The organism is Oleiphilus sp. HI0043, from assembly GCF_001634935.1.
On sequence record NZ_LWEY01000471.1, the window covers coordinates 1 to 572 of the forward strand.

The 572-nt window shown below is 44.2% G+C and carries 1 protein-coding gene; it reads left to right on the forward strand.

Annotation, left to right across the window (positions count from 1 at the left end; translation table 11 throughout):
- On the forward strand, positions 1 to 572 hold a 572-nt coding region (locus tag A3729_RS05985; protein ID WP_156497721.1), incomplete at both ends, for an HDOD domain-containing protein.

Consider the following 572-nt stretch of genomic DNA (forward strand, 5'->3'; position numbering starts at 1 on the left):
TTAATATCTTGAATGGCCTGGCAATCAAAGGTGAAATGTCAGATGAAGCCATCATTGAATTAACCTCTTTTTGGGATACCGCAAACGACATAGCGATGGTCTGCGCAGCGGTTGCCAAAAAAGTCGGCTACCGCACGCCAGACGAAGCTTATGCATTAGGCTTGTTCCATAATGCGGGTATTCCTCTCATGCTTTCACGCTTCGATGATTATATCACCGTCATGGAAAAAACTTATTCCGGCCAGCATGAGCGAGTCATTGACTTAGAGAATGAAAAATTCAACACCAATCACTGTGTCGTCGGTTATTTCACCGCCAAGTCATGGAACCTCCCTGAGCATATCTGCCAAGTTATTGCCGAACACCATAACACCAAGCAAGTGTTTGCAGTTAAAGACGGCAAAAACCAGCAGCAGAAAACCTTGCTGGCAGTTCTTAAACTGGCTGAGCATATTTGCGGAAACTACAAAGTACTTGGCCTACAAGATAGCGACCCGGAATGGGAAGATAGCCAAGATGACATATTAGAATACCTAGGCTTAACTGCTTACGATATCGAAGACCTTAAAGTA